Origin of the sequence: Ectothiorhodospira sp. PHS-1 (genome assembly GCF_000225005.1) — a bacterium.
GTDB lineage: Bacteria > Pseudomonadota > Gammaproteobacteria > Ectothiorhodospirales > Ectothiorhodospiraceae > Ectothiorhodospira.
Genome location: NZ_AGBG01000010.1, coordinates 56,580 through 81,193, shown reverse-complemented (window position 1 = coordinate 81,193; position 24,614 = coordinate 56,580). Strand labels below are relative to the sequence as shown.

Annotated in this window: 19 protein-coding genes and 1 pseudogene; 4 read left to right on the top strand and 16 right to left on the bottom strand. The window is 65.0% G+C overall.

The annotated features are described in order from the left end of the window. Positions 1–60: 60 nt before the first annotated feature. Both ECTPHS_RS06265 and ECTPHS_RS06260 read right to left on the bottom strand, forming a co-directional pair. Positions 61–684, bottom strand: coding sequence for an XrtA/PEP-CTERM system exopolysaccharide export protein (locus ECTPHS_RS06265; RefSeq protein ID WP_008931860.1), 624 nt, complete (start codon positions 682–684; stop codon positions 61–63). 219 nt (positions 685–903) lie between these two features. Continuing rightward, on the bottom strand, positions 904–1,323 hold the full coding sequence (locus ECTPHS_RS06260) for an OsmC family protein (RefSeq protein ID WP_008931859.1): 420 nt from the start codon (positions 1,321–1,323) through the stop codon (positions 904–906). A 161-nt stretch (positions 1,324–1,484) separates the two neighbouring features. Here ECTPHS_RS06260 and crp point away from each other — a divergent pair, with 161 nt between their 5' ends. Further along, positions 1,485–2,123, top strand: coding sequence for a cAMP-activated global transcriptional regulator CRP (gene crp / locus ECTPHS_RS06255; RefSeq protein ID WP_040405292.1), 639 nt, complete (start codon positions 1,485–1,487; stop codon positions 2,121–2,123). Positions 2,124–2,144: 21 nt separating this feature from the next. On the opposite strand, the gene recQ is transcribed toward crp, so the two are convergent. The 3 genes from recQ to pepN form a co-directional block, all read right to left on the bottom strand. After that, entirely contained in the window at positions 2,145–3,956 is a 1,812-nt protein-coding gene (gene recQ / locus ECTPHS_RS06250; protein WP_008931857.1) for a DNA helicase RecQ, read from the bottom strand. Between the two features lie 8 nt (positions 3,957–3,964). Beyond that, positions 3,965–4,183 carry a DUF2061 domain-containing protein gene (locus ECTPHS_RS06245; protein WP_008931856.1) on the bottom strand — a complete coding sequence of 73 codons (219 nt, stop codon included), beginning with the start codon at positions 4,181–4,183 and terminating at the stop codon, positions 3,965–3,967. Positions 4,184–4,296: 113 nt separating this feature from the next. After that, on the bottom strand, positions 4,297–6,927 hold the full coding sequence (gene pepN, locus ECTPHS_RS06240; protein WP_040405322.1) for an aminopeptidase N: 2,631 nt from the start codon (positions 6,925–6,927) through the stop codon (positions 4,297–4,299). A 146-nt stretch (positions 6,928–7,073) separates the two neighbouring features. Here pepN and ECTPHS_RS15135 point away from each other — a divergent pair, with 146 nt between their 5' ends. Further along, positions 7,074–7,391, top strand: coding sequence for a BolA family transcriptional regulator (locus ECTPHS_RS15135; RefSeq protein ID WP_008931854.1), 318 nt, complete (start codon positions 7,074–7,076; stop codon positions 7,389–7,391). Between the two features lie 13 nt (positions 7,392–7,404). Here ECTPHS_RS15135 and ECTPHS_RS06235 read toward each other — a convergent pair. The 4 genes and pseudogenes from ECTPHS_RS06235 to ECTPHS_RS06220 form a co-directional block, all read right to left on the bottom strand. Continuing rightward, positions 7,405–8,343 (bottom strand): annotated as a pseudogene (locus ECTPHS_RS06235) (GTP-binding protein); the annotation flags it as partial. 9 nt (positions 8,344–8,352) lie between these two features. After that, positions 8,353–10,533 carry an HAD-IIB family hydrolase gene (locus tag ECTPHS_RS06230; RefSeq protein ID WP_008931852.1) on the bottom strand — a complete coding sequence of 727 codons (2,181 nt, stop codon included), beginning with the start codon at positions 10,531–10,533 and terminating at the stop codon, positions 8,353–8,355. Next, on the bottom strand, positions 10,530–11,903 hold the full coding sequence (locus tag ECTPHS_RS06225) for a glycoside hydrolase 100 family protein (protein WP_008931851.1): 1,374 nt from the start codon (positions 11,901–11,903) through the stop codon (positions 10,530–10,532). The genes ECTPHS_RS06230 and ECTPHS_RS06225 overlap by 4 nt, the downstream gene beginning before the upstream one ends. 19 nt (positions 11,904–11,922) lie before the next feature. After that, the gene (locus ECTPHS_RS06220; RefSeq protein ID WP_008931850.1) at positions 11,923–13,002 is read right to left on the bottom strand and encodes an EAL domain-containing protein; all 1,080 of its coding nucleotides are present in this window, start codon (positions 13,000–13,002) and stop codon (positions 11,923–11,925) included. Between the two features lie 167 nt (positions 13,003–13,169). Here ECTPHS_RS06220 and msrB point away from each other — a divergent pair, with 167 nt between their 5' ends. Next, positions 13,170–13,580 carry a peptide-methionine (R)-S-oxide reductase MsrB gene (msrB, locus tag ECTPHS_RS06215; RefSeq protein ID WP_008931849.1) on the top strand — a complete coding sequence of 137 codons (411 nt, stop codon included), beginning with the start codon at positions 13,170–13,172 and terminating at the stop codon, positions 13,578–13,580. Here the strand turns inward: msrB and ECTPHS_RS14220 are convergent. From ECTPHS_RS14220 to ECTPHS_RS06200, 5 genes are all read right to left on the bottom strand, one after another. After that, on the bottom strand, positions 13,531–14,013 hold the full coding sequence (locus ECTPHS_RS14220) for an endonuclease domain-containing protein (RefSeq protein ID WP_008931848.1): 483 nt from the start codon (positions 14,011–14,013) through the stop codon (positions 13,531–13,533). The two genes, msrB and ECTPHS_RS14220, sit on opposite strands and share 50 nt — an antisense overlap. Before the next feature lie 87 nt (positions 14,014–14,100). After that, positions 14,101–17,217: an efflux RND transporter permease subunit gene (locus tag ECTPHS_RS06210; RefSeq protein WP_008931847.1), complete on the bottom strand. Its 3,117-nt coding sequence runs from the start codon at positions 17,215–17,217 to the stop codon at positions 14,101–14,103. Continuing rightward, on the bottom strand, positions 17,214–18,125 hold the full coding sequence (locus tag ECTPHS_RS06205; RefSeq protein WP_083838782.1) for an efflux RND transporter periplasmic adaptor subunit: 912 nt from the start codon (positions 18,123–18,125) through the stop codon (positions 17,214–17,216). Before ECTPHS_RS06205 ends, ECTPHS_RS06210 begins: the two co-directional genes overlap by 4 nt. Before the next feature lie 18 nt (positions 18,126–18,143). Then, on the bottom strand, positions 18,144–18,296 hold the full coding sequence (locus ECTPHS_RS15130) for a hypothetical protein (RefSeq protein WP_246828324.1): 153 nt from the start codon (positions 18,294–18,296) through the stop codon (positions 18,144–18,146). A 95-nt stretch (positions 18,297–18,391) separates the two neighbouring features. After that, positions 18,392–19,402 carry a glutathione S-transferase family protein gene (locus ECTPHS_RS06200; protein ID WP_008931844.1) on the bottom strand — a complete coding sequence of 337 codons (1,011 nt, stop codon included), beginning with the start codon at positions 19,400–19,402 and terminating at the stop codon, positions 18,392–18,394. 164 nt (positions 19,403–19,566) lie between these two features. On the opposite strand from ECTPHS_RS06200, the gene ECTPHS_RS06195 reads away from it, so the two are divergent. Continuing rightward, complete coding sequence (locus tag ECTPHS_RS06195; RefSeq protein WP_008931843.1) at positions 19,567–22,056, top strand: protein kinase; 2,490 nt, start codon at positions 19,567–19,569, stop codon at positions 22,054–22,056. Here the strand turns inward: ECTPHS_RS06195 and ECTPHS_RS06190 are convergent. Beyond that, positions 22,041–23,243, bottom strand: a complete 1,203-nt coding sequence (locus ECTPHS_RS06190; RefSeq protein WP_256364676.1) for an HD-GYP domain-containing protein — start codon at positions 23,241–23,243, stop codon at positions 22,041–22,043. The genes ECTPHS_RS06195 and ECTPHS_RS06190 overlap by 16 nt on opposite strands. A gap of 143 nt (positions 23,244–23,386) precedes the next feature. Next, a complete protein-coding gene (locus ECTPHS_RS06185) occupies positions 23,387–24,598 on the bottom strand; it encodes an efflux RND transporter periplasmic adaptor subunit (RefSeq protein WP_008931841.1) in 1,212 nt (403 codons plus the stop codon). Positions 24,599–24,614 lie beyond the last annotated feature (16 nt).

The following is a 24,614-nucleotide window of genomic DNA, read 5'->3' as shown; positions in this document are numbered from 1 at the left end:
TTCGAATACCGCAGGACGCCGAACCGGCGTCCATATTACCGACGTGCGGGGGGAATCCGCTTAGAACCAGGACTCGGGAATGATGAGGATGTCGCCGGGCAGTACGGCCACGTTGGCTCCGATGTCCCCCCTGTTGATCAGATCATTAATGCGAACCCCGAACTGCCGTGCCTCGCCGTTGATGTTGCGCACGATGGAGGCCCGGTTGCCGGCGGCAAACTCCGTCACGCCGCCCACGGCGATCATGACATCCAGCAGGGTCATGTTTTCGTTATAGGGAATGGCCTGGGGGTTGGCCGCCTGCCCCACCACCCGGATCTGCTGGTCAAAGGGACCGCGGAAACCGGTGACGATCACGGTGACCACCGGGTCGCGCACATAGACGGAGAGCACATCTTCCATGTCCCGGGCCAGCTGGGTCGGGGTCTTGTTGGCGGCGGGGACATCTTCGATGAGGGGGGTGGTGATCTTGCCGTCGGGGCGGACCGGCACCGACATGGACAACTCGGGCTGGCGCCAGACGAAGATGTTGACGTTGTCGCCCGGTCCGATGATGTAGTCGGGACTGCCGCTGAACTCCACGGCTTCCAGAGGGGGATGCCTGGTGGCGCAACCGCTAAGCACCAGGATCAGCAACGAAACGACGAGAAGACCGATACAGCCTGACAGGCGATGCTCGTTCACGTGCTCCTCCTTTTCACGGACCCAGGTCCGCTGGGCAATCCGGCAGTCGCGGGGACTGGCTCTGAATCAGACTGGGGTACAACCGATTCAGTCAATGAATGCCCCTTGGTGAAGGAGCATAAATGAGAACTGCGTCACAATTCAAGAAAACATCACGGGCCGCCGCATCGGCGGCTCGGAATCAGTTTATCACCGCGCCCTTCCCGCCCGGTAGACGGATCACTCCGGCTCCCGAATCTCGAAATCATGGGTGATCTCGGCGGTCCTGCCCAGCATGATCGAGGCGGAGCAGTACTTTTCCGCGGACAATTCAACCGCACGGGCCACCTGCTTTTCGGCGAGATTGCGACCGGTGACGATGTAATGGGCATGGATGCGGGTGAACACCTTGGGGTGTTCCTCGGCCCGCTCGGCCTCCAGCATCACTTCGCAGTCCGTGATGGCCTGGCGGGACTTCTGCAGGATCTGCACCACATCGAAGGCGGAACACCCGCCCATGCCCATCAGCAGCATTTCCATGGGACGCGGCCCCAGATCCCGTCCACCGAATTCCGGCGGTCCGTCCATGACCACGGCATGACCACTGCCGGATTCGGCCACGAAGGTCATGTGATCCACCCATTTCACTCTTGATTTCATCTGCATGATTTCCCTTGGCACAAGGCTGACGCCCCCTGATTCGACAAGGTGGGGGCTTTACCATAAACTGTGGCGGGGTAAAAACAATAATCATGATCCCCGACACTACAATCCGTCACCCCACGACGGCACCCCACCGGTCCTTCTCTACGAGGTGGACAATGAGCATGTTGCCAAGGCAAAAGCAGATGCCTGACCCGGCGCTGGAAAAACTGCTGTCTCATTGCCATCGGCGGCAATACCCCGCACGCTCCACCGTCATTCACGCCGGGGATCGACCGGAGACGCTGTACTATATCATCCAGGGTTCGGTCAGCGTGACCATAGAGGATGAGCACGGCCATGAAATCGTGCTGGCCTATCTCAATCCCGGTCAGTTTTTCGGTGAAATGGGCATCTTTGCCTCCCAGGCCCGCAGTGCCGGCGTGGTGACCCGCGCCCCCACCGAAACCGCCGAGATCCACTACCCCAAATTCCTTGACCTAGCCATGCAGGACCCGCAGATCATGTTTCTGCTGGCCACCCAGTTGGCGGCCCGGTTGCGGGAAACCAGCCGCAAGGTGATCGATCTGGCCTTTCTGGATGTCACCGGACGCATCGCCCGCACCCTAATGGAACTGGCCCAGCAGCCCGATGCCATGACCCACCCCGAAGGGATGCAGATCCGCATCACCCGGCAGGAACTGGCCAAGATCGTGGGCTGCTCCCGGGAAATGGCCGGCCGGGTACTCAAGGAACTGGAGGAGAAGGGCCTGATCACGGCCCACGGCAAGACCATCGTGGTATTCAACGCCCGCTGAGGCCGCCCCGAGACCGGCCCGCTACGCTTCCGCTTCCCGGATCACTTCCAGGAACTCCAGCCCGTAGGACTCCAGCTTTTTCTCTCCCACCCCGGAGATGCCCGCCATGGCCGCCAGGCTGTGGGGGCGCACCTGGGCCATTTCCTGCAGGGTGGCGTCATTGAATACCATGTAGGGTGGCACGCCCTGCTCATCCGCCAGCCGGCGACGACAACCGCGCAATGCCTCGAACAGGCGCTGATCCTCGGGGCTGTCCAGTTGCAGCGCCCTTGAGCGGCGTGGCTCCCGGTTGATCCGGGCGGGGACGGTCTCCTTGCGCAGCATCAGGGGAACCTCCCCCCGCAGCACGGGGCGGCAGGACGGATTCAGGTGCAGTCCTCCGTGCCCTTCCAGATCCACCGTGAGCAGGCCGCGGGCAATGAGCTGGCGAAAAATCCCCCGCCACTCGTTCACGGTCAGATCACGACCGATGCCGAAAACACTGAGCCGGTCATGGCCGAACCCCCGGATGCGCTCGTCCTCCTTGCCCCTGAGCACGTCCACCAGATAATTCACGCCGAAACGCTGCCCGGTGCGATGAACGCAGGACAGGGCCATCTGGGCCGGCACCGTCGCGTCCCAGGTTTGCGGCGGCTCAAGGCAGTTATCGCAGTTGCCGCAGGGTTCGGTGAGTGGTTCCCCGAAATAAGGCAACAGGGTCTGGCGACGACAGGTGACGGTCTCGCACAGCCCGAGCATGGCGTCCAGCTTGTGACGCTCGACACGCTTGTGGGACTCATCAGCGTCGGAGGCGTCCACCATCTGCCGCAGGGTGATCACGTCCTGCAGGCCGTAGCTCATCCAGGCATCCGCCGCCAGCCCGTCTCGCCCGGCACGGCCGGTCTCCTGATAGTAGGCCTCGATGCTTTTGGGCAGGTTCAGGTGGGCCACGAAACGGACATTGGGCTTATCGATGCCCATGCCGAAGGCGATGGTGGCGACGATGATGATGCCTTCCTCGTTGAGAAAGCGCCGCTGATGGGCTTCACGCATCTCCGCGGGCAGACCGGCATGGTAGGGCAAGGCGGTGAGTCCCTGTCCGGTGAGCCACTCGGCCACCTCCTCCACCCGTTTACGGGACAGGCAATAGACAATGCCCGCCTCGTCCGGATGGGTGTCGCGGATGAAGCGCAGCAACTCCCGCCGGGCATTGCCGGCGGACTGGTTGATGCGATAGCGAATGTTGGGGCGATCGAAGCCACTGATGAACACTCGTGCCTGATCCAGACACAGGCGGCCACGGATCTCCTCGCGGGTACGGGCATCGGCGGTGGCGGTGAGGGCGATGCGAGGCACCCGGGGCCAGCGCTCGGCCAGCAGGGAAAGCTTGATGTATTCGGGGCGAAAGTCATGGCCCCACTGGGAGACGCAATGGGCCTCGTCGATGGCAAAGAGATTGACGCAGACCCGGTCAAGAAGGTTCAGGGTACGTTCGGTCAGAAGACGCTCAGGAGCAACGTACAGCAGATCCAGCCGCCCATCCAGCAACTGGGTTTCCACTGCCCTCGTTTCATCCGATGTGAGAGTGGAATTGAGATAGGCGGCGCGCACCCCGGCCTGCCGCAGGGCAGCCACCTGGTCCTGCATGAGGGCGATGAGGGGGGAGACCACGACGCCGGTGCCGGGCAGTGCCATGGCCGGGATCTGGTAGCAGAGGGACTTGCCGCCGCCGGTGGGCATCAGCACCAGGGCGTCCATGCCCTGCAACAGGGTCCGGATGACCTCGTCCTGGGGGGAACGAAAGCGGTCGTAGCCGAAGGTGTTGCGAAGAATCTCCAGGGGGTTTTTGTCCATCCGACGCCTCAGACAGGCACCCGGGCGACACCAGCAGCCTGGTCACGGGCGGCGCGACGGGCACGGATACGATCCCAGACCTTTTCATGGAAGTGGTAGGCCACGGTGTTGATCATGGGCTCGATCAAGGCGACGAGTCCACCGATGACGAGACTGCCGGTCAGGGCGTAGACCACGGCAAAAGCGACGGTGAAGTGTACAACGGCGAAGCTGGCGGTCTTGATCATGGCGGCGTCTCCCGAATCTGATGTGTCCTTGATTGAGAGAATAGACAAATGAGAATGATTATTGAAATTGATTCTCGCAATATCCCCGATAGAAGTACCGAATAACGGCATGTTCAATCCAGACTCCGCGAGGCCACCTCGTACACGTCCCGGGACAGTCCGGGATGGGCCACGATCCGCTCCAGACAGCACCGCATCGAGCCTTGACGCACCTCGTCAAAACGCCGCCAGCGACTCAGACTGCTCACCAATCGGGCCGCGATCTGCGGGTTGAGGGCGTCCAGTTCCAGGACGCTGTCGGTGATCAGCCCGTGACCGGAGCCATCCAGGGCGTGGAAATGCACCGGGTTGGCCATGGCAAAGGTACCCAGCACCGCCCTCACCCGGTTGGGATTGCGGATGCTGAAACCGGGGTGGGACATCAGTCCCCGCACCCGATCCAGCGCGCCCGGGGCCGCGTCCATCGCCTGCAGGCCGAACCACTTGTCCAACACCAGGGGATCGTCGCGCCAGCGGGCCTCGAAATGGGCCAGGGCCTGGTCACGGGCCTCCCCGGGGCAGTCCAGCAACGCCCGCAGGGCGCCCATGGCATCGGTCATGTTGTCGGCGGATTCATAATGGGTCCGGGCCAGGGCCACCGCATCGGCCTCGCCGGAGGCACACAGATAGGCTAGGCACAGGTTGCGCAGGCGACGGCGTCCCATGGCCGTCGCGTCCATGCCTTGCGCCCCCGCCGTGGCCTCGTAGACGGCACGGAACCGATCCCCCAGGGCGGCGCCCAGGGCCTGGCGCAGGAACTGTCGGGCCTGATGGATCGCATCCACGTCCACCACCGCCATCTGCTCCGCCAGATAGCCTTCTCCCGGCAGGGTCAGGGCCTCGGCCACCAGGGCGGCGTCCAGCGCCCCGTTGGCCAACACCTGTCCGAAAGCCTGCTCAAAACGGGCATCCAGCGTCAGGGGTTGCCCCGCCTGGACGGCCTCGATCAGTCCCTGCAGTACCTTCAGGGCAAACTGCTGGCCCGCCTCCCAACGGTTGAAGTCGTCCGTGTCATGGGCCATGAGGAAGGCCAGCTGCGCATCGGTGTAGGGGAAGCGCAGATTCACCGGCGCCGAGAATCCCCGCAACAGCGAGGGGACCGGCAACTCCGGCACGTCCTGGAACACGAAGACATGGGTGGGCGCGGTCAACTCCAGGGTGCGCTCACCGGCAACGGCACTGTCCTCCCCCTCCAGGCGCAGGGGGATCTCCTGCCCCCGGGCATCCAGCAGGGCCATGACCAGGGGAATGTGCAGGGGCAGCTTCTCCGGCTGGCCCTTGGTGGGAAGGCAGGACTGGCGCACCGTGAGTCGGTAGGTGGCGGTCCGCGGGTCATGCTCCCCGGTCGCCTCCAGCAACGGCGTTCCGGCCTGGTCATACCAGCGGCGGAACCGGGAAAGATCCCGGGCATTGGCATCCTCCATGGCCTTGACGAAATCGTCTGTGGTCACCGCCTGACCATCGTGACGGTCGAAATAGAGGTCCAGCCCGCGGCGGAATCCTTCACGACCCAGCAGGGTCTGGATCATGCGCACCACCTCGGCGCCCTTTTCATACACGGTCATGGTGTAGAAGTTGTTGATCTCGATGTAGGACTGGGGCCGCACCGGGTGGGCCATGGGACCGGCGTCCTCGGGGAACTGCAGGGTGCGCAGGCGCTGGACATCCTGGATCCGCTTGACCGCCCGCAGGCTTTGGTCAGCGGTGAATTCCTGGTCGCGAAAGACGGTGAGGCCTTCCTTGAGGGAGAGCTGGAACCAGTCGCGGCAGGTGACCCGGTTGCCGGACCAGTTGTGGAAATATTCGTGGGCGATGACGCTCTCGATGGCCACGAAGTCGTCGTCGGTGGCGGTATCCGGACGGGCCAGCACGTACTTGGAATTGAAGACGTTGAGCCCCTTGTTCTCCATGGCCCCCATGTTGAAGTCGTCCACCGCCACGATCATGTAGATGTCCAGATCGTATTCCCGGCCGAAGGTGTCCTCGTCCCAGCGCATGGATGCCTGCAGGGAGCGCATGGCGTGATCGCATTTGTCCAGGTTGTGACGCTGCACGTAGATGCGCAGGTCCACCTCCCGTCCGGTTCGGGTGGTGAAGCCGTCCCGCCGGCAGACCAGGTCCCCCGCCACCAGGGCAAACAGATAGCTGGGCTTGGGGAAGGGATCGTGCCAGACGGCGAAATGACGCCCCTCGGGCAGGTCGCCGCTGTCGGTGAGATTGCCGTTGGAGAGCAACACGGGATAGCGGGCCTTGTCGGCCTCGATGCGCACCGTGTAGACGGCCATCACGTCGGGCCGGTCCAGGAACCAGGTGATGCGACGGAACCCTTCCGCCTCGCACTGGGTGCAGAAGTTGCCGCCGGAGACATACAGCCCCTCCAGCGCCGTGTTGGCCGCCGGGGCAATGCCCGTCTCCAGGCTGAGTTCACAGCGCTCGGGCAGATCGTGCAGGGTCAGGGTCTCGCCCTCCAGGTGATAGTCACCCGGCTGCAGGGGACGGTCATCCAGGCGGATGTGGTGGAGCACCAGATCCTGGCCGTTGAGTGACAGGGGAGCCTCCCCGTGGCCGTTGCGCGCCAGGGTCAGGCGGGATCTGACCCGGGTATCCTCCGGATCCAGCACGAAGCACAGGTCCACCGAAAGGATGCGCCACCGGGGGGGGGCGTAGTCCTTGAGATGAATGGCGGCGGGGGCGGTTTCTTTCATCATTTTGCGCGAACAACCGGGTTGGGCGTGTGCCTGACTTCCATGGTGCACTATAGCGTTTTGAGATGGGGAGCGTCCAAGCTTGCCAAACGGACGCCCCTTGATGATCATAGCCCCATACCCGACCATTGCACCAGGATATGACCATGAGCATGCAGGCAAGCATCGAGCAGACATTGCTCGAGGGGCTGGACCCGGTTCATCTGGAAGTGGTGAACGAGAGCGACAAGCACAACGTGCCGCCGGGTTCCGAATCCCATTTCAGGATCATCGTCGCCTCACCCCGGTTCGAGGGCCTGCGCCTGCTGGCAAGGCATCGTCAGGTCCATGGTCTGCTGGCGCGGGAGTTGTCCGGGGGCATCCACGCCCTGGCGCTGCATACCCTGACGCCGGAGGAGTGGACGGCCCGGGAAGGTCGGGTGGCCGAGTCTCCCCCGTGCCGGGGTGGGGGGAAGCGGCGCTGATCGCCCCCCGGAATCCGGCCTCGATGGCAGCCCAGTCCATGGCGGCTGTCGGCGCGATGCACTCCACCCGACTGTCACGGCGCCAGGTCACCGGCTCGGCGCTGAAACGTCCTTCCGCCCAGTCGAAACGCTGCCATTCCCGGCCGGTGCGCAATACCCCCTTGGCCCGGATCAGATCCCGCCAGGGCGGGGCCGCGAACAGTGCCTGCACCCGCGACAGGTCGAAGCGCTGTGCGTGGTCGAAGTGCCAGCCCCGGGCGGTGTCTGCTTGCGGGGCCTGGACGGCACGGCCCAGCAGACGCAGGACCGGCCCGGACACCCCCACAACCGGCAAATCCAGCACTGCCGCGTCCACCTCGCCCCGCCGGGCATGAATGATGGCCCGCTTGGGTGGGTACAGGCCCTTGAGGTAATCCTCCACGGCCTGGATCTGTTGCGGGGTGGCGACGTCCGTCTTGTTGATGATCACCACGTCCGCCAGGCTGATCTGGTCCCGGTAGATGGCTGAACGGGACAGACGATCCGCGGAAAAACCGCCGGGATCGACCACGCAGAGGCTGTTGCCCAGGGTGACCGCCCGGGCCAGCCAGGGGTCCCGCAGGGTGTCGATGATGCCGGCGGGATGCCCAAGGCCCGTGGGTTCCAGCAACAGCCGGTCAGGCCGGATCTGCCGCAGCAGACGGGTGAGGGCCACCCGCAGGCTCATGGCGCCGGTACAGCAGACGCAGCCACCGGATACCTCCCGTACCGCCACGCTGTCGCCACCCGCCGACGAGACCAGCGCGCCATCGATGCCCACTTCCCCGAACTCGTTCACCAGCACCGCCCAGCGCTCGTGGGCAGGACGCCGGCCCAGCAGGTGCAGCACCGTGGTGGTCTTGCCGGCACCCAGAAAGCCGGTGATCAGGTTCAGGGTGGTGACGGAGGGTGTCGGGGCATCCGGTGGGGTCATGGCAGCCGGTCACTCCTCATCGTCATCCCCGGGCACCCCGCAGCGGCCGAAGAAGTCGTAGTGATCGAAGGCCTCCGCGATGCCGCCCGCATGGGTGGCATCGGCGAAGAACACCCGCTTGAAGCCGTAGAGATGTTCCAGTTCGGGCTGGTGATTGCCGACCACCACGCCCAGGGTACTGCCCCGCAGCATGTCCTCGTCATTGCCCGAATCCCCCGCCACCAGGGTGTGGTCCAGGGGGATGCCCCATTTGTCGGCGAAGTAGCGCACCGCAAAGCCCTTGGAGGCCCGTACCGGCAAAAGGTCCAGGAAACGGTCATGGGAATAGATGATGTTGGCGTGCAGATCTTCCTGATGCAGTAGCCGCTCGATGTCCTTCATGCCGGGGGCCTTGGCCGGATCAACGAAGAAACTGAGCTTGTGACGACGTTGATCCTCCGCCGGCTGCGGGGTGATGCCCGGCAGGTCCAGCAACAGACGGCGCAGGGCCTCCGGATTCCAGCGATGGTCGATATGCCGGGACCAACCCTGATCCTCGGTCATTTCCGGGCCGTAATGGATCTCGGCACCCACGGAGGTGATCATCACATCCGGCGTGGGGATACCCCATTCTTTGAGGATCTGGATGGCCGAGTCCAGGCGACGACCGGTGGCAATGCCGAAGGCCACCCCCCTGCCCTGCTCCTTGAGTCGCTGCAGCATGACCCGCAGTGCAGCCCGGTCGCCCAGCAGGGTGTTGTCGATGTCGGAAATCAGTGCCCGATCCGCCTGGGACAGTTTGCCGGAAAGACGCTGCTGCCCGCGACGATGACGACTGGCCTCCCGCCGCAGCCCCTTGAGTCGCTTGACGTAGTTGTCCGCATGGCCTTCCCAGGCGTAGTGCTTGCGAACTCCCTTGAGGCCGCTGTCGGAGAGACGCTTCCAACGCGCCGGGTCACTGATGATGCCGTGGATGGCATCCGCCATGGCCCTGCTGTCAAGGGGGTGTACCAGCTCGCCGCTGTTGCAATGGGCCAGGATGTCCCGGGGACCGCCGTCTTCCGTGGCCACGATGGGAGCGCCGCTGGCGCAAGCCTCGATCAGGGTCAGGCCAAAGGGCTCGGTCAGGGCCGGATTGACAAAGACGCCACGGGTGCAGGTCACCAGACGGTAGAGATCGGGTACATCGTCGGCACTGTGATGTTTGGGGAAAGCCACGGAACCGTAGAGGTCATGGTCATCAATGAGCATCATCACGTCGGTGAGGACGTCTCTTGCCCCCTTGTCCATCTCGCGGATGCTGTCCCGGTTGCCGGCGATGATGATCAGATTGGCAGACTTGCGCAGTTCCGGGTGCTCGGCATAGGCCTTGACCAGGGTGGGAATGTTCTTGCGCTCATCGGGGCGGGACAGGGCCATGACCATGGGCTTGTCCGGGTCCTTGAGAAAGCGCTTGAGGGTCTGGTAGATGGGCGGACGGGGGGCGCGGGCCTTGGGAGGATAGAATCGGCTCAGGTCCGTGCCCGGCGGGATCACCACCATCCGTTCCGGGCGGTAATGGTCGTAGAGGGCATATTGTTCCTCCACCTCCTGCCGGGTGCTGGCAATGACCATGTAGGCGTTGCCCAGAACCTCCTCCTCGGCCTCGATGCGGCGACCGATATGGTAGCGGCGCTCGATCTCGTCCGCCGTGGCGCCCTTCTCCAGCAGGCGTTCCCGCTTGACCCGACCCAGGGAATGACCGGTCTGCACCAGCGGTACGCCCATCAGGTTGGCCACCCGCACCGCCACGTGCCCGGCATCGGCATAGTGGCCGTGCACCACGTCCGGCATCAGGCCCACCTGACGGATGTGCTTGATGGCGTTGTCGGCAAAGCAGTCCAGATAGGGCCAGAGCTTTTCCTTGCGCAAATAACGGCGTGGGCCGCAGTCCAGGCGGATGATCCGCACCCCGTTGCCCAGGTCTTCTTCCGGCTGGGCATAGTCGTCGGACACCCGGTTGTCCACCACCCGGCGGGTGAGCAGGTCGACGCGCCCCACTTCGGGGTGGGCGCCCAGGGCACGGGCCAGTTCCACCACGTACTTGATCTGTCCGCCGGTGTCGGCATCGCGCCCCAGTTCCAGGTCATCCCCACGGACCAGGCCGTGGATGCTGATCAGGACGATATACAGGCCCTCGCCCTGACGGGCCTTACTCTGGGTTTTCTTCATCGTTTCTCGTATCCCTTGAGGCTCAAGACGTCCAGGGTGGACGGGTCCTCGATGAACTTGTGTGACAGGATCAGCGCGGTGGCCGACCAGGTCTGATTGAAGTTGGAGCGGCGGCCGATGAGACGGCCGTTGCGCCCGTCGTAGTATTCGGGCCAGCCGTTGGCGTAGAGACGGGGGGCGGCGGTGTCATGGGCACGGCGGGCCAGGTCTTCCCGCCCGGCGTGGAGAGCGGCGGCGACGAAGGCCCACAGCAGGGCCGGCCAGTTGCCGCCGTTGTGATAGGACCAGGGGATGTTCTTGGGATCGGAACCGGTCATCAGCCGCCATTCATCCCCTTCCATGGCGGGGAAACAGATCTTCACCGGCATCATCCCCGCCAGATCGCTCCAGCGCTGGTCGAACAGGGCCATGATGCGCCGCCCCTGCTCCGGGTCCGCCAGACCGAACAGCACCGCCAGCAGGTTGCCCAGGGAGAAGAAGCGAAAATCCATCCGTCCCGGTCCCAGGTTGCCCACCAGATAGCCGGTCTGCGGGGGCAGCCAGTCGCTGACCCAGTCGGGGATGCTCTCCGGATGGATGTTCAGGGCATTTTCCGAATCATGGCCGAAGATCTCGGTCCGGTAGCGATGGATCCGGTTGAGTCGATCCTCGTCCAGCCAGTAATAGTGGCGCACGTACTCGGTGAGCTGGTCCAGACGCTTGCACGACTGCTGATGGATGGCCTGGCTTTCCGCGTCTTCCGGGTCCAGCAGCTCCAGGGCCGCCCGCAGGGCGCCGAAGAACAGGGACTGGATTTCCAGGGGGTGGCCGTAGACCCCCATGCGCCGGTCGATCATGAACGAGCCGTCGGGCACCAGCAGGGTCGGGAAGATCTCGAAGCGATCCTGCAGGCAGATGTTGAGGATCATGCGCACGCCCCGGCGGCACTCCGGGGAACGGGTGAAGGCGGTATCTCCGCTGACCCGCTCATAGGCCACCAGCAGGATCAGCCACCACATCATGGAATCCACCGGCGCCACCCGGCCGATGGCCCGGTCACCGAAATCGGTGTGGATCTCCTCCTCCCCGACCTCGTTGCACAGCACCCGGAAACTGGCGGGCATCACCTTGGCCACCGCCCGGTGACCCTCCACCTCTTCCTGCTGATCCCGCAGCTTGAGCACCAGGGCCAGAAAGTCGCGGACAATGTCGTGGCGACCGTCCAGCAGGAACACCAGGCCGGAGGGCACGAAGTCGCGGACGAAACAGTCGGCGTAATTCTCGGCGGGGGCATGGGCATCGAGGCTGGCGATGGTCCCGACCACCCGGCCCTGATAATGTACCTGGGAGGCCTCCAGGAGGCGGTAGGCGGAGCTGATGGGGTCGGTCAAGCGGGGGTCTCCCTCGTCGTCATCTCGGGTCTTCGGGCACCTCGGGGGCCGGCGGCGGTGTCGCCGGACGGGCAAACAGATAGCCCTGTACATAGTCCACCCGCCGGCCACGCAGCCAGTCCCATTCGGCACGGGTTTCCACGCCCTCGGCGATGGTGGCGATGTCCAGTTCGCCGGCCATTTCGATCAGCTTGGTCAGCACTTTCTGGCGGAAGGGGTCCTGATCAACCCCGTTCACCATAGCACGATCGAACTTGACGAAATCCGGCCGCAGTTCCGTCAACAGGTTAAGGGAGGAGTAACCGGCGCCCAGATCATCCAGCGCCACCCGAAAGCCGGCCTCACGATAGAAGTCCACAATGCGTCGCAAGTTGGCGGTATCGGACACGGCCTCGGTTTCCACCACCTCAAACACAAAACGCCCCGGATCGGCACCCAGCCGTTGGGCCTCGGCCAGCGTGGTGCGAAGGCAGTAGGCCGGATCGTAAATGGTGGTGGGATTGAAGTTGATGAAGATATTGCAACGGATGTCGTGCTCCGTCGCCTGGCGGATGGCATTGATGCGGGCTACCCGGTCAAGTTGGAACAGCAGGTGGGCGGCACGGGCCTGCTCCAGTAACCGGTCTGGGTAGATCAGCGCGCTTTCGCCGGGGCTCTGGCCCCGCATGAGGGATTCGTAGGCAAAAACCTGATCCGGGCGCTGGGTATGGACGATGGGCTGAAAATGGAATATCAGGCTTTCCGTCTCGATGATATCCATCAACCAGTCGCTGCCGGCCCGTGCCAGCAGGGCGTGCAGGCTCTTTGTACGGGGCAGGTGGGCAATACTGAAGGATTGATCATCGGGCAGCAGCACAGCCTGACAGTCCACCATCTCCGCCTCGCTCAAGTGATCCCGCAGCACGTGGGAAAGGGGCAGCAGATCCCCCTCGTCCAGCCGGATCTCCAGCACCCCTTCGATGCCGTTGTGAACCGGATAGCCCCGGACCTGCAGGTGCTTGTGGAGTGCCTTGAGGGTATGAGACAGGAACGGCGCCAGATAAAGCCGCCCCGGTCCCGGGGTGCGGCGCTCAATGACCTGGCAGTCTTGGCATGTCATGGCAGACACCTCTGCAGGGAGTCGTTTCCCATCCGGCATTGTCTCAATGTAATGTGATTAACACTCACCGCGCCTTCCCTTCCGGTCTGGTTACGGGGGAAGGGAAGCGTGGCGATAGGATCATAACCGATCCCTGGCGGGGGCAAAAACAACGAGGTTCCTTCAGTATGAACGAAAAGGTGAGCAAGTCCGAGGCCCGGTGGCGTGCCGAACTGACGCCGGAGCAGTATCGCGTCACCCGGGAGGCGGGCACGGAACGGGCCTTCACCGGCTGTTTCCATGATCACAAGGCCGCGGGGGTATATCACTGCATCTGCTGTGATGCCCCGCTGTTCAACAGTGATCACAAGTACGACTCGGGTAGCGGCTGGCCCAGCTACTGGCAGCCGGTGAGTGAGTCGGCCCTGGAACGGCATGTGGATCGCAGCCTGTTCATGACCCGGGTGGAGGTGCGCTGCGCCGGTTGTGATGCCCACCTGGGGCATGTATTCGAAGACGGCCCACCGCCGACCGGGCTGCGCTACTGCATCAACTCGGCGGCATTGCGGTTTCAGGGGAGCAGCAAGCAAGGCGAGTAATGCCCATCTCGTCCCTGCTGCCCTCCCCCTCATCCCCAGCCCTTCTCCCACGAGGGGAGAAGGGGGTAAAAACAAGGCCCTGCCCCGGAGGAGAAGGGAGTCTGCTGTTGACCGCATTCCATATGCACCCCAGCACTGTTTCGGTTTCATTTAGCACTTCGTGATTCCAGAAACGAAGTACATGGTAGCCCTGCCGATTCAGATAATGTGTCCTTATCTGGTCTTCCGCCGCTTGTTCCATGTGCTGTCCACCATCTGCTTCCACAATCAGACGCGCTTCAAAACAGATGAAGTCCACGATGTAAGGACCAACCACTTGCTGGCGACGGAATTTTGCGCCTGCCGTGCGTCGGCGCCGCAGGTGGCGCCAGAGAGTCCACTCGGCATGTGTAGGTTTCTTGCGAAGTTGTCTTGCGAGCACTTTCAAGGCCATCCCGACCGCCTCTTTCCTTGTGCGAAATCCATCATAAACCAGCCCTTCTCCCACGGTGGGGAGAAGGGGCTGGAAGCCGCTACTCAACTACACCCCGGCTTCCCCATGTTGCCGGTCCAGTTCGTCGATACGCCGCCCGGTCTCGCCCGGCGAGGTGGTATTGCGGGCCAGGGTCTGATAGGCCACCGGCACCACGAACAGGGTGAACAGGGTGGCGAACAGCACGCCGGCAAACACCACGGTGCCGATCACGAACCGGCTCTCCGCACCCGGACCGCTGGCCAGGATCAGCGGCAGGGTGCCCATCACCGTGGTGAAGGCCGTCATCAGCACCGGCCGTAGCCGGATCTGCGCCGCCTCCACCAGGGCCTCCCGGAACTCACGTCCGGTGTCCCGCAACTGATTGGTGAACTCCACGATCAGAATGCCGTTCTTGGCCGCCAGACCGATGAGCATGACGATCCCGATCTGGCTGTAGATGTTGAGGGTCTGGCCGGTCAGCAGCAGTCCCACCAGCGCCCCCACCACCGCCAGCGGCACGGTGGTGAGGATCACCGCCGGCTGGACGAAGCTCTCGAACTGGGCCGCCAGCACCAAAAACACCACCACCAGGGCCAGCACGAAGATGAACAGGATGGCACCACCCGCCTCCTTGAACTCCAGGGATTCCTCCTTGTAGTCGATGCGTGCCTCCGCCGGCAGTTCCTCCGCGGCGATACGCTCCAGGTACTCCAGGGCCTCCCCCAGGGTGTAGCCCGTGGCCAGACCCGCGGTGATGGTGATGGCGCGCATGCGGTTGTAGCGGCTCAAGGTGGCCGCGTCCGCCTGCTCCACGAAACTCACCACGTTGGACAGGGGGATCAGCGCCCCCGTGGTGGTGGAGCGCACGTAGATGTTGCGGATGTCGTCGGGGGTCCGGCGCTGATCCGGTATCCCCTCCAGGATCACGTCATACTCCTCGCCCCGGTCGATGTAGGTGGTCACCCGCCGCGAGCCCAGCACCGTTTCCAGGGTCCGGCCGATGCTCTCGAAGGACACCCCCAGATCCGCCGTCCGGTCCTTGTCGATGGTCACCATCAGCTGGGGCCGGGTTTCCTTGAAATCGGAATCCAGGTTTCTCAGGTTGGGGTTTTCCGAAGCCCGTTCGATGATCAGATCCCGCCATTCCACCAGTTCATCATAGCTGGGACCACCGATGACAAACTGGACCGGCTGGCCCACCCGGCGCCCGCCCAGCCCCTGACGCATGACGGTGATGGCGCGCACGTCCGGGATCTGGGCCAGTTCGGCGGACAGGGCGCTCATGATCTCCCAGGCGGAGCGCTCACGATCATTCCAGTGGGCCAGCACCACGATGCCGAAACCGTTGTTCACCGCCTCCGCGCCGCCGAAGCCCCGCGGGGTGCGGGCCAGCACCCGGATGGCCTCGCCGGATTCGATCAAGGGCATGAGCCGTTCCTCCACCTGGCGCATCTGGGACTGCATGTGCTCGTAGCCCGCCCCTTCCGGGCCGTCCACCAGGACGAAGAAGGCCCCCCGGTCTTCCGGCGGAGCGTATTCGTTGGGAATGCGCTCCACCAGACTGATGATGGCCACCAGCATGGCCACCATGACCACCCCGGTCACCACCGGCACCTTGAGGGAACCCCGCAGCGCCTTGCCGTAGAGGGCCGACAGACGATCAAAGGTCACCGCCATGACATGGTTCAGCCCGGTCTTGCCGGTATCCTTGCGGATCAGACGGGCACACATCACCGGCGACAGGGTCAGGGCCACGATGCTGGAAAAGGCCACCGCCGCCGCCATGGCCAGAGCGAACTCGGTGAACAGACGCCCGATATTGCCCTCCAGGAAGGCCAGGGGCACGAACACGGAGATGAGCACCAGGGTGGTGGCCACCACCGCAAAGCCCACCTGCCGTGCCCCCCGGTAGGCCGCCAGCAGGGGCGGCTCGCCGGCCTCGATGCGCCGATGGATGTTCTCCAGCACCACGATAGCATCGTCCACCACCAGGCCGATGGCCAGCACCAGCGCCAGCAGGGTGAGCAGGTTGACGGAAAAACCCAGGGCATAGAGGGCGATGAAGGCCGCCGTGAGGGAGACCGGCACGGTCACCGCCGGCACCAGCATGGCCCGCACGCTGCCCAGGAACAGGTAGATCACCAGGATCACCACCAGCATGGCAATGAACAGGGTGGTGAACACCTCCTTGATGGCACCGTCGATGAACACCGAGGTGTCATAGCTCATGGCGATGCGGGTGCCTTCGGGCAGGGTGGGGTTGATCAGGTCCACTTCCGCCCGCACCGCCCGGGACACGGCCAGGGTGTTGGCGGTGGACTGCTGGATGATGCCCAGGCCCACCATGTCCTCGCCATTGCCGCGCAGTTCGGTACGATCGTTCTCCGGCCCTACCGCCACCCGGGCCACCTCCCCCAGGCGGACCAGGTGGCCGTCATCCCCGCGCCGGATCACCAGGCGGGCAAAATCGTCGGCGCTCTGATAGCCGCGGGCCAGGCGCACGTTGAACTCCCGCTGCAGGGAGTCCACCCGTCCGGCGGGGAGTTCCACGTTTTCCCGCCGCAGGGCGGACTCCACGTCCTCCACCGTCAGGCCCCGGGCGGCCAGGGCCTCCCGGTCCAGCCAGATGCGCATGGCATACCGCTTGGCGCCGCCGATCCGGATCAGGGCCACTCCATCCACGGTGGACAGGCGGTCCACCAGGTAGCGCTCGGCATAATCGGTGAGTTGCAGGCCGTCCATGTGTTCGCTGGCCAGATTGAGCCACATGATGGGATCGGCGTTGGTATCCGCCTTGAACACCTGGGGCGGGTCCGCCTCGTCCGGCAGCTGTCGCAGCACCCGGGCCACCGCCTCGCGCACATCGTTGGCGGCGGCATCGATGTCCCGGTTGATCTGGAATTCGATGGTGAGGCGGGACTGGCCGTCGATGCTCTCCGAGGAGATCCACTTGATCCCCTCGATGCCGCTGACCCGGTCCTCGATGAGCTGGGTGATCTTGGTCTCGACGATGGCGGCGTTGGCGCCCCGATAATCGGTCTGCACCGTCACCACCGGCGGATTGATATCCGGATATTCCCGCAGGGGCAGACGATCAAAGGACAACACCCCGAAGGTGACCAGCAACAGGCTGATCACCACGGCCAGGACCGGCCGGCGGTTGGCAACATCGGAAAGGATCATGAGCGGCCACCCATGGGCTGATATTCACGCACCACCTCCACGGCGCTGCCGGGGCGGATGCGGACCGTGCCTTCCTGGACCACCCGGGTTCCGGCTTCCAGGCCGTCCAGGATTTCCACGTAGCCGGGGACCCGGCGGCCCGCGCGCACGTCCTGTCGACGCACCCGGCCTTCGTCGGTGACCACGAAGACGTAGTGCTGATCCCGCACCTGCATGAGGGCCGATTCGGGAATGGACAAAGATTCCGTCTCATCCTTGACCAGGGTGAGCGTCAGCAACATGCCGGGGCGCAGGGCGCCGTCGGGGTTGGGGATGGCGGCGCGCACCATGGCGGCGCGCGTGCCGGGGTCGATCCGGGTGTCCACGCTGGTGACCTCGCCCTGGAAGGCATGATCCCGGTAGGCGGCGCTGCGGGCCTCGATGCGCTGACCGGCGGCGATACCGGGGAGGAAGGTTTCCGGCACACTGAAGTCCAGCTTGATGACGCTGATGTCATCCAGGGTGGTGATGACGGTACCCGGCGTGACCAGGGCACCGAGGCTGACGCGACGAAAACCCACCACGCCATCAAAGGGGGCACGGATCACCCGGTCGGCCACCCGGACCTGGGCCGCCTCCAGCCGGGCCTGGGCCTCGCTCAGGCGGGACTGCTGCTCGTCCAGGCGCTGCCGGGGCAGGTTGCGGTCGGCCACCAGGCCGCGGATGCGCTCCAGCTCCCGACGCTGTTCCTCCACGCTGACCTGCCGCTCGCGGGCCTCGGCCATCTCCTCGGCGGCCGCCAGACGCACCAGTACCTGGCCGCGGCTCACCCGCTGACCGTCGCTGAATTCGATGCTCTCCACCGGCGAGGTGATGCGGGCGGTGATCTCCACCGACTCATTGGCGCGGGCGGTGCCGAGGGATTCCAGACTGGTTTCAAAGTAGCGCTAGGCCACGGGGGCCACCACCACCGGCACCGGTCCCTGGGCACCGCGGGCCGCCGGCGGCGGGGCCGCGTGGTCCGCCAGGATCACGTAGGCAACCCCCGCCAGGATGGCCAGGGTCAGGATGCCCGGGGCGATCAATGTCTTTCCAGTCACGTTCAGTCCTCGGCAAAATCGAATCCTTCCGCCAGGGACGGAAGGGAGCAATCAATCCCCCTCTCCCCAAGGGAGAGGGTTGGGGTGAGGGGAAGTCAGGAAATACCCCCCGCCCCCGGGGAGAGGGGGTCAATGCGATCACGGCCATGGGGTGCCATGAAATCCAGCGCCGGGCCGCGGGGAATGATACCACCGGGATTCAGATGCTCATGACTGCCGTAGTAATGGGTCTTGATGTGATCCATGTTCACGGTTTCCGCCACCCCCTGCACCTGATACAGCTCCCGGGTGTACGCCCACAGATTCGGATAGTCCATCAGTCGCTGCCGGTTGCACTTGAAATGGCTGTAATACACCGCGTCAAAGCGCACCAGGGTGGTGAACAGGCGCCAGTCCGCCTCGGTGATCCGGTCACCCACCAGATACCGCTGCCGGGACAGCCGCGCCTCCAGCCAGTCGAGGGTCTCGAACAGGCGGTCGAAGGCCCGCTCATAGGCGGCCTGCTCGGTGGCGAACCCGGCCCGGTACACACCATTGTTCAACGTGTCATAGACCCTTTGGTTGACAGCATCGATCTGTCCCCGCAGGGCCTCGGGATAGAAGTCCACGTGCTGATCCGTATGCGCTTCGAAGGCGCTGTTGAACATGCGGATGATCTCGGAAGACTCGTTGTTGACGATGGTCCGGCGATGCCGGTCCCAGAGGGTGGGCACGGTGACGATGCCGGTGTACTCCGGATCCGCCAGGGTATAGGCCTGATGCAGGTATTCAAAGCCGTTGACGTGATCTTCCGTGGCCCCCGGCCAGGGCTGAAAGTGCCAGCCCTGCTCCAGCATGAACGGGTTCACCACCGAGACGCCGATGACATCTTCCAGCCCCTTGAGGGCACGGAAGATCAGGGTGCGGTGCGCCCAGGGGCAGGCCAGGGACACGTAGAGATGATAACGGCCGGGTTCCGCGGGAAAGCCGCCCTCGCCGGTCGGCCCGGGCGCACCGTCGGGGGTGATCCAGTGCCGGAACAGCGAGTCCTTGCGAATGAATTCACCGTCCTCGGTTTCCTCGGCCAGCCAGTCGCTGCGCAGCTGGCCCTTGATGAGCAGGCTCATGACGTCTCCTGAAAATGGGGAATGGGAATCGAGCATCCAGTGCTCTCAGGTCTGACCCGGGCCGACCGGGTTCGTTCAGGCACCGCCGGGGCCGCCGGCGGATGACTTGCCGGTCACGGCAGTCTATAACTGACGGGGAATCCACGCGCGGAGTTTTCGGCCCCTTGTCCCGCTCACCGAACCGTCCCGGCACAGGGGCACTGATCCTGATCATCGTCCTGCTGCTGACCTGGCTGGCGGGCAGTTATACCGTGCCGCTGCGTGCCCTGGAACAGGATGTCCGCCAGGCGGCCACCCGGTTGTTGCCCCAGCTGGACCGGCTACCGGGGGTGGTCCTGATCGAGATCCGCGACGAGGACATCCGCCGTCACACCCCCTACTCCCGGGCCACCCTGGCCCGGGCGGTGGATCGGCTGCAGATCATGGGGGCCGCGGGCATCGGCCTGCATCTGGACCTGGATCACCCGGAAACCCCGCCCCTGACACCCCGCCCCGACCAGGATACCGATGCCCGTCTGGCCCAGGCGCTGGCAGGTCACGGCAGGGCCCTTGTGGCCGCCTCCCTGCATCGGGGCAGCGGGCCGGCCTCCCTGCCGGAAGGACGGCTGGACGGTACCACTCCGGCCTGGCCGCAATGGCCGGTCCTGCGCCTGCTGGCACGCCCGGCCGTCCTGCCTGGGACGGACAGTCACCTGCGGGTGCCGATCCCGCCCCTGTCCGGGGCCGCCACCGTGGCCGTGACACCCTCCGCGGATCGTCCGCACCCCCCGGACCCGACCCTGCTGCCGGTGCGTGGCGGCCATGCGCCGGGCATGGCCCTGGGGCTGGCGGCCATCCTGGCGGGACATGCGCCCGGTGATCTGGTGGTGACGCCCGGCCGGGGTGTGCGGATGGGTGATGATGTCCTGAGCCTTGGCCCTGACCTGTCGCTCCTTGCCGTGCCGCCACGGCGGGATCCCCGGGGACAGGCGCTGGATACCTGGACACTGGACGACCTGCTGATGGAACGGGTGCCGGCGAGCGCGATTGAGGGCCGGGCCGTGGTCATCGGCCTCAATCAGCCGCATCAGACCCCCTTCATCACCCACGGGGGCCTGAGCCTGCCTCCCGCCGCCTGGACCGCCTGGGCCGCCGGGGCCGTCCATGAAGGTCACCGTGTCCGTGTCGGCGGCGGATTCCACGCCCTGGAGCGATGGCTGCTGGCGGCGGCGGCCCTCTACCTGCTCTGGCCGGCAAGCCGCGGGCCGGACTCCCGTCGCGCCGTCCTCGGCAGCGGCGCCCTGGTTCTCGGCCTGCTGCTGTTGACGCTGACCACCCTGACGGCAACGGGCTGGTGGCTGCCGCTCATCCTCCCTGCCCTGCTCATCGGCCTGGGGCACGGGCTGCTGGTGGTCCAGGCCCGGCTCACGCGACGCCTGGCGCGGGATCGGCTGGATGCCGCCGAGGCTCGATTGCAGTTGGGGGCGCAGTTACGGGAGCAAGGGCACCTAGAGCCGTCATTCGCGGCCCTGCAACGCTGTCATGTCCCCCTGGAGCCGCTGTTCGGCGAGTTGTACCGACTGGGCCGCGACTTTGAGCGCAGACGTCAGTACGGCCGCGCGGTGGAGGTCTTTCAGTATCTGCGGGACCGGAATCCCGCATTCCAGGATACCGAGCAACGACTGGCCCGCCTCAAGCCCTTCGCCGGCTCCAGACAGCCCCGTCTCGGTGACATGAAGCACATCCGGGGCGGCAAGGCGTTGCTGCTGTCCGATGACGGCACCGACCAGCCCATGATCGGCCGTTACCGGGTGGAAAGACAACTGGGCAAGGGCGCCATGGGCATCGTCTACCTGGGAGTGGACCCCCATATCAATCGCCGGGTCGCGATCAAGACCCTGGCCCTGGACCGGGCCTTCGAGCCGGAGGTCCGGGAGGAGGCAAAGCAGCGATTCTTTCGCGAGGCGGAGGCTTCCGGACGTCTGGATCACCGCCATATCGTGACGGTCTACGATGTGGGCGAGGAGCACGACCTGGCCTTCATCGCCATGGATTATCTGGAAGGCGAGCCGCTGGAGGCCTTTACCCGCCCGGACACCCTGCTGCCCATCCCCGAGGTACTGGAGGCCTGTGCCCAGGTGGCCGAGGGACTGGCCTATGCCCATGAACAGGGCGTCCTGCATCGGGATGTCAAGCCGGCCAACATCATCTACGACCGGGAGCGGCGGACGGTGAAGATCACCGACTTCGGCATCGCCAGCATCATCGGGCACGACCGTAGCGGCAGTGGCCCGCATCAGGGCACTCCCGCCTTCATGTCGCCGGAACTGGTCACGGGCCAGGTGGTGGACGCCCGCTCCGACCTGTTTGCCCTCGGGGTGTGCCTGTACCAGCTGCTCACGGGCCAACTACCGTTCAAGGCCGACACCCTGACCGGGCTGATCTCGCAGATCGCCCAGTCGCCGCCCGAGGACATTCTGTCGCTACGCCCCGAACTGGGTCCGGTGATCCAGGTGATGGTGAAAAAGGCCCTGCAGAAAAACCCCGACCTGCGCTACCAGAACGGCACCCAGATGGCCAAGGCCCTGCGGGACTGTGGTGACAGCCTCAGGAGAATGCCCCGACAGGGGCAGTACAGCCTGCACGGGCGCGGGGACGACTATCCGGACGGCTGACTTCCCTGTTGCGCCTGTAACGCATGGATGACCTTCTCGGGGTCCAGACCCACCTCATCCGGGGTGCGGATCCGGCCGATGGCGGGGGAATTCCCACCGTCCGCCCATGCCGGGCTGGCCAGATTCATCATGACGGGCTGATCCAGGGGTGCTCCGCCGGCATCCAGCAACAGCATCAGAGTGGGTTTGAGGCGATGTTCATTGTTGAAGCCCACCACCACACCGACCTCGCCCGATTTCAGTTCCACCAGGGACCCCACGGGATAAACGCCGATGCAGCGGATGAAGGATTCCACCAGGGCCGTATCCAGTTCCTTGCCGCGCATCTTGAACAGGATGGCGAGGGCCTCCTGGGGCAACCTGCGCGCGTGGTAGACCCGATTGCTGCTGACCGCATCGTAGACGTCCACCACAGCCACCAGACGGGCGTACAGGGGGATGGCCTCTCCCTGCAGACCATGGGGATACCCCCCGCCATCCATGCGCTCATGATGGCCGATCACCACGTTCAAGGCCTCCCGGGGCAGACTCCGGTCGCGTCGGAGCAGGAGGTGGCCCAACTCCGGATGGGCCTTCATCACCTGGAACTCGGCCTCGCTCAGACGTCGGGGCGCATTCAGGATCTCCAGAGGGACCTTCATCTTGCCGATGTCATGCAGCAGGGCGCCCAACCCCAGGGTCTGCAGGTGCCGTTCCCGCATACCCAGAAAACGGCCGAAGGTCAGGGCCAGGATGCAGACATTGATACTGTGCTGGGAGGTATATTCATCCCGGTCACGCAGTTGGGTGAGCCAGACCAGGGCATTGGGGGATTCGATTACCTGCTCCACCATGGCGCCCACGAGTTGGCGGGCATCCTCGGTATCGACGGCACTGCCGAGGCGGATGTCCTCAATGGTATCCAGGATATAGCGGTGGGCTTCGTCGCGGAGCGATTTGGCCTTTTGCACCAGTTCCCGTACTTCCTGCAGGGTATGGGGGAGCGGGACATCCCTGGGATTGCGATGATCGATACCCTGGGCGAGCCGCCGGGCGTGGTCGGCCCCCTGCGGTTGCGACAATGCCTGTGGACGATGGCCGGCGCTTTTCTCGAAATCGATGTAGACATGAGCGCAGTATCCGGCCAGTTCCCGGATCTGGGCGGGAGAGCGGATCAGCAGGCCCTGCAACGGAAAGGGCGTCTCCAGTCAGGGGCGATCGAGTTCACACACATACATCCCGATCTTCAGTTCCGAGACTGGAACCAGATACTTCTCAAGCGCCATGAAACCTTCCCGTCGGCAACCGACTCCGCAGTCGGAATGATTCTAACAAAGGGAGAACCCGGGCACTACCGACGCGACGCCCCGAACTCGGCCCGGACCCGACCGTTTTCCCGGACCCGGTCTCCCGGATGGATGATGATGGGCTCCCCCGGATGCAGGCCGTCCAGGACCTGGGTCCACAGTCCGCTGCGACGACCGATCTCCACCCGTTGCAGGCGGGCACGCCCGTTCTCGATCCGGAACACGGCCCAGGCATCTTCGTGCCGGAACAGTGCACTGGTGGGGATCTGGAGTACATCATCCCCTTCCCAGAGCATGAAGCGGGCCTCCACCCGGTAACCATCTCCCAGATGGCGCCACTGCTCGCGAGGGGATGATAGCCTGGACCAGACATGCACCCGCTGCTCCTCCACCCCCAGGGCGGACACCTTTTCAAACCCCGCCGGTTCCACCCGCCGCACCCGGCCTTCCAGCGCCTCGCCGCCGCCCCAGCGTTCCAGGATCACCCGCATCCCGGGACGCAGGCGCACAGCCTCCATGGACAGCAGATCCACCCTGACCTCCAGATCCTCCAGATTACCCAGTTCCAGTACCGCCTCCCCGGCCTGAATGGGGCCTTCGTTGTGCCGGTGCCGCTGGGTCACCAGCCCCGAGACCGGGGCGCGGACGGCCACGGCCGGGCTCTCCTCACCGGCGCGACGACCATCGGCCACCTCCAGTACCAGGCGGGCAGAGGCCAGATCGAAGCCCGCCACCTCCACCCCGTACCGGGCCGCCCGCTCCGCCGCCCGGGCCGCATCCCGCATGGCCAGGCGGCGGTCCCTTTCCTCGGCGGCGATCTGGGACTGCCGGAACAGACGCTCACTGCGTTCATGTTCCTGTCGCGCCAGACGGCTCTCGGCCTGACGGACCTCCAACTCGGCCCGGGCGGCCTCCAGCCGGGCCGCGGCGGCCCGGACGGCCTCCCGAGCCTGTTCCCAGCTGCGCAGGTCCAGTCCCGGGGCCGGGGCCGGCTCCAGCAGGAACAGGACATCGTCGATGTCCACCGGGTCACCCGGCTCCAGGGTCACCCGCCGCAGGTAGCCATGGATGGGGGCGGTGACGGTATAGGCATGACGCAGGCGGGTCCGACCCTCCTCCTCCACAAACTCGGCGAAGGGGCCACGGATCACCTCGGCGGCACTGACCGGGACGGGCGCGGGCCGCAGGGCCAGCCCCAGCAGCACCAGGATGGTCAGGGCGACGAGGGCGATCAGGATCTTCTTGAGCAAGGGCATGATGTAAGGTCTGTCG